At 41.3% G+C, this 5,350-nt stretch carries 5 protein-coding genes; all 5 read right to left on the bottom strand.

Features of this window, described 5'->3' with window-relative positions; all coding sequences use genetic code 11:
* Nucleotides 1-92: 92 nt before the first annotated feature.
* A complete protein-coding gene (gene gshA, locus NJ959_RS25065) occupies nucleotides 93-1,232 on the bottom strand; it encodes a glutamate--cysteine ligase (protein WP_254014480.1) in 1,140 nt (379 codons plus the stop codon).
* Between the two features lie 144 nt (nucleotides 1,233-1,376).
* A complete protein-coding gene (locus NJ959_RS25060; RefSeq protein WP_254014479.1) occupies nucleotides 1,377-2,294 on the bottom strand; it encodes a histone deacetylase family protein in 918 nt (305 codons plus the stop codon).
* A gap of 182 nt (nucleotides 2,295-2,476) precedes the next feature.
* Complete coding sequence (locus tag NJ959_RS25055) at nucleotides 2,477-3,172, bottom strand: VWA domain-containing protein (RefSeq protein ID WP_254014478.1); 696 nt, start codon at nucleotides 3,170-3,172, stop codon at nucleotides 2,477-2,479.
* A 361-nt stretch (nucleotides 3,173-3,533) separates the two neighbouring features.
* Nucleotides 3,534-4,403, bottom strand: a complete 870-nt coding sequence (locus NJ959_RS25050) for a hypothetical protein (RefSeq protein ID WP_254014477.1) — start codon at nucleotides 4,401-4,403, stop codon at nucleotides 3,534-3,536.
* A 14-nt stretch (nucleotides 4,404-4,417) separates the two neighbouring features.
* Nucleotides 4,418-5,350: hypothetical protein (locus NJ959_RS25045; RefSeq protein ID WP_254014476.1), on the bottom strand; the 933-nt coding region annotated here is incomplete at its 5' end.

The following is a 5,350-nucleotide window of genomic DNA, read 5'->3' as shown; positions in this document are numbered from 1 at the left end:
AGCTAAGAGAAGACAGGCGACATGGTGGAGTCATAAAATTTAGCAATTGGCAATTAGCAATTAGCAATTAGCAGTTTAAGCAAAGCATCGGTTCAAGCGCCAACTATCTGACACAATTTATCTTCAAGATCTTTTTCTTCCTCAGCGATGGATTGAATCCCTTGTACGATGATTTGGCGAGTTTCAATACCAAGGGAATGGAGTTGTAACCACTGCTGTGCGGTGTTACCTTGGCGGAGAATTTTCTTGAGGGGGGAGAGGAAGCAACTAAAACCTCGCTCTTTAGCAATGGGAAAAACCTCTTGATAAATTTCCTCAATCCAATCCCTTGCCGAAATTGTTCTGCCATCTTGCCAGTGCCTCAGTTGAGCATCCAAGCTGAATTTAGCAGCAGCCATTTCATTGGCATCACTGAGGGCCACTAGTTCAGATGGAGATAAGCTACTACTTAAGAGTGGATCTAGGCTGGGTTGATTCAGAAGCTGAGTCAAACGGGCTTCCAGGAATGCTGCCACTGATAATAAAGCAATTGGATCGACAATCAAGTCACAGATTCTCAATTCCAGTCGGTTAAGATCGTAAGGTCGTCGGTTGCCATTTGGTCGGACAGATGACCAGAGATGACGGACATTTTTCATTGTCCCGGCAGCTAGTTGCTCGTGAGTCCATTTAATAAAGTGAGAGTGGCTTTCAAATAAAGGAACATGAGTGGGAGTTTTTGGAAAAATTCCCCAGCGGGTGGAGTGATAACCAGTAGCTTGTCCATCTAGAAAGGGGGAAGAAGCACTGAGGGCGAGGTAGAGGGGGGCTTCCACCCGAATTAAACGGCAAGCCTGGATTAATAATTCCGGATCGGATATGCCCACATTAATATGGACGCTAGCTGTAACTACTTTAGTACCGTAGGTTTGCTCAATAAAGTCATGATAAGGGTTCTGAGGATCGGAGCGATAAAAGCGATCGCTTCTACCCAGAGATAAGGTGCTACCGGGAATCAGGGTATAATTTCCCAGCCCTGCCAAATATTGGCGCAGGCGGATTCTCGGACGGACTAAGGCACATAATAGGCGATCGTAGCAACATAATGGTGCGGTGGTATATTCCACATTGCGGCTATCTGGCTCGATGACAAATCCATCTAGAGAAGCGACTATTTTGTCCGACATACCGACAATTTCCCCTTGAGGAGTACCAGTGTACATCTCAATTTCAAAGCCTTTAGATAACAACACGGTTTCTCCTGGAGTTGGGTAGAGCGACCTCTTAACTTTTAAATTGTATCAATTCTGACCGACAAACGAGGCAATGCCAGTAACAACCCAGGTCAGTAAATTTAATCCTTATCGCTGTCCCGTTAGGGCTAGGGAGTGTCAACTTCAAAGCCGATACTGATGATAAACTTCAGTCGCGGCGCGGTGGAGGAGGGAATGGCGGTAAATTAGGGCATTGAGATCGTCGCTATAACCGCCGCCAATAACACTAGCAACGGGATAGCCAGCAGCGACACAAGTACTCAAAACTAGCATCTCGCGGCGGTAGATTCCAGTGTCAGTCAGAGCTAATTTGCCGAAGCGATCGCTAGCATGAGGATCGACACCAGCATCATATAAGATTAAATCTGGTTTCCATTGTGATAGTAAGTCGGGGAGATATTTACTTATTGTTTGTAGGTAAGAATCGTCATCCATCCCGACTGGTAAGGGAACATCTAGATCGCTTTTTTGTTTAGTACCGGGGAAATTTACTTCGCAGTGCATCGAGAAGGTGAATACAGTGTTATCCTCTTGAAAAATAAAGGCTGTTCCGTCTCCTTGATGGACATCTAAATCGAGGATGAGAATTTTTTGAACTAGTCCTAATTGTTGGAGAAGGCGGGCAGAAATGGCTAAATCATTAAAGATACAAAAACCAGAACCATAACTGGGAAAGGCATGATGAGTACCGCCAGCAGTATTACAGGCTAAACCATATCTGAGGGCTAGTTGAGCGGTAAGAATGGTTCCCCCTACAGCAGTGCAGGTACGATTAACTAGGGCTGGAGTCCAAGGTAAACCAATGCGCCGCAAAGCTTTGGGTTCTAGGGTTCCTGTGCGGTAGGCTTGAATGTAGTCATCGGTGTGTACGAGTTTAATCGATTCGGTTGGGGGAGGTTGGGGTGTGTGGAATTGTTCCGGGGTGGCGACTCCATCTGCGAGGAGAAGTTTGTAGAGTTGCCGAAATTTTGCCATGGGAAAACGATGCCCTTCTGGTAGTGGGGCAACGTAGTCTGGATGGTAAATAATCGGCAAGTTCATCTTGATTTGTTATTGGTTATTTGTTGTTAGTTGTTTGTTGTTTGAAAAATAAATACCCAATAAAAATTGGCTCTAAGCCCCTTGCCCACAAATAATAACCAATAACAGATCAATTCCTCATCTGAGTTTTGAATTAAAACTTAAAACTCAAAACTCAAAACTCTATTCCCAATTCCCTCGTTTCAACTAAATAACTCTGGATAACGGTTTTTTGCCCACATTGGTAAGGTAACTTCTGGATTGTCAAGCTGACGATCTAGTAGCTCAATAATATTTGGCATTTGATTCAATAGATCGAATACCACAACATTGCATTCAATACCTTTTCCGTCTTTGAATCCCCTAATATTTTGATCCAATTGCAAGTAAAATTTAGGATTGATTTCGCTACCAAAACCAACAATAACAATCTTTAGCTCGTCTTGGTTTTTCAGTTTTCTACAGGTGCTTTCAATCAAGTTCACAAATTTATCGCGATCGTCAAATTGACCGTCGGTGTAAATAATGATAAAAGCACTTTTGTGATTCTCGCGATTGGCGAACCATTGATTGATGACTTGTTCGAGGGTTGGAGTAATAAATGTACTCGCATCTGGTTGGTTTTCTTCAAAGATACTGGGGACTTGTGAAGTATCTTGAATGTAGATTGTTTTTTCACAAGGACGGTTGGGGCTGAAAAATGTTAGGGCAATTTCCTCACAAATTTTCTGTCCTTCTAGGCTAGTTTCATTGAGAATTCGGTATACATGACCTTCGATGACTTCTGGCAGTGCTTTCCAGCGGATATTATTGTTTAGTTCCGGATCTCTTCTTACCATCGATCCACTCTGATCGACTAGGATAAAAACATCACGGTTAAATATTTTTCTACTCGGCATATAATTCTCCTTTTGTGTTACTACTTACTGGTGAGTTGAATCTAATGTTTGGCTGAACAGGGCTTAATAGGCTAAGTTTTAACTTTTTTGGGATTGTATTATCATAATATACTGAGGGAAAAAGTTGGCGATGAGGTCGGCTGGCGTTGCCATTGCTTTCTCTTCGAGACGCTAGGCGAAGGGTAGGAGCTTGCGCAGATTGCATTACTACTCTCTTGTCTAATCGCTTCACGGCTTTTAGAAAGGTACAGGATTGGGAATAGCCACAACCTTCTGTGGGATTGGATTGGATTAGATCCGGGATCGTGGATATTGCCCACCCTAGGTTTAATTCCTAAATGGTTGGCAAAAGCATGACAAGTCAAGGAGTTTTAGTTTTTGACTTTTGATTTTTGACTTCCAAGGGAGTCGTCTTTTTGTTAGATGAGATTAAGTCAAAGAGAACTGATAACAAATATGATACAATAGAAAGCAACAACATTAACCATATAACAGGATTTTTTAGATCTTGACCTTCTGGCAGGTTTAAGGTTGAAAACCAAGATTTTTCACGAACTTCAATCCAATCCTCTGTATCGATAAGACTGGATAGACTCCGCCAAACTCCATGGGACTCCAATGTCTCTCTTTTTTTAATCCCGGTAACTACAACTAGGGGGGTAGTTTCTGTAGGTAATTGACAGTTAAGGAGTTCTTCAGCTAGCTCATTTTTCAGCTTAGGTAAATTTGGTCCAATTTTATTGGTTAGGTTTGGCGGTTTACTAGATAGCAATGCTGCTGATGTATACTGAGAAACTAATTGTTCCATCAATAAAGATGAAACTGTAAACCCATAATCACCTTCTAATGTGATAGCTTTGTCGATTTCTTCAGTTAAAGAATTTTCTGAGGATACACCGTAGTCGATTCGATCCTGTTCTTTTAAAGCACGGATTGCTAAATAACGGAGGAGAGATTCTTCAGAAGAATCGCCTACCCAGGCGACAGAAATTCGGATTTGGCGGTCAAGAAAATCAATACGTCCCTCTGGTTCAATTCCTGTGATTAACAATAGTAATAGCTGCTCCGATAATCGTGTCAAAACTAATGAAGGTGTATCATTATCGATTAATTTACTAACATTAATACTAATTGGAGGTATTTCTGTTTTAGCAGATTCACCTCGATCAATTTTCAACCAGCGGTAATCCTCATCCTGAGAAAATCCGCGACTCTGGACATAGATATCCATGGGTTAATTCCTATCTAAATATTGAGTAACGGTTGACCTTGTAATATAGCAAATCCACCTGTGTGTTTGCATCCTTTAGTAAACTGATTTACAGCTTGTTTAAGTTCCACATCTGGATTAAAAATTTCCCGCAGACTATTGAACATAGGCCAGTTCCGATCTTGGATATGGAGTTTTAACAGAAACCGCAACAGATACCGCAAGAGTTGTTCGCTATCCTGGGGAGTATATTGAGCATCAAAACTGGTTTTTCTAAAGTAAAATCTTGGCTGATTGATATTTTCTACCTCAATTTTTAAGAAAACAACACAGCCTACTGTTTGGACAGGAGTGATGACAACAGCCACTTTATCTGAGCGACTCGGCTCTTGAAAAAACTGTAACAAAGGTGCATATTTATCTTGCAGTCGCGTTAACAGTTTTTGGGCTGATGCCGAATCTTGCATGTAGGTTTCACACTTAACTGGTGCCAATATAACAAGTTTGGGTTCTTCTAACTTTTGATAAGCTGTTTTGAATAGTGTAAGAATTTCATCTGGTTTATTTCTTGCCTCATGCCATCTGCCATTTAGTTCCATCATTGCGGGAGTATCAATGGCAATAATAACTACAGCAGATTCCTTAAGTAGTTTTTGAACAAACTTTCTTCCAGTAACATCAGTTGGGGAAATATAACCGCCTGGATAATCCCGGAAGACAAGTTGCAGCGATGGTTTTTGTTGAAATCTTCCCAGATTAAAAATATAGGAGGGGAGAGATTCTGGACCAGCAATTGCCAATGTTCCTTTAATTCCTTTTTTCCTTTCTTCTGCTTTAAACTCATAAGTCAAACTTTTAAGTTGTTCTAAATATTTCTGTAGCATTGCTGCTGTTTCGATATCGGGTATCAGTTGGAGATTGGCTTGACGACTCGTTACGTCAAATTGCTCATACATTGAGGTTAAAAG

Source organism: Limnofasciculus baicalensis BBK-W-15 (assembly GCF_024178385.1).
In the GTDB taxonomy this organism is placed as follows: Bacteria; Cyanobacteriota; Cyanobacteriia; order Cyanobacteriales; family Coleofasciculaceae; genus Limnofasciculus; species Limnofasciculus baicalensis.
The sequence above is the reverse complement of the archived record's forward strand: the minus strand, read 5'-3'. Positions and strand labels throughout refer to the sequence as shown.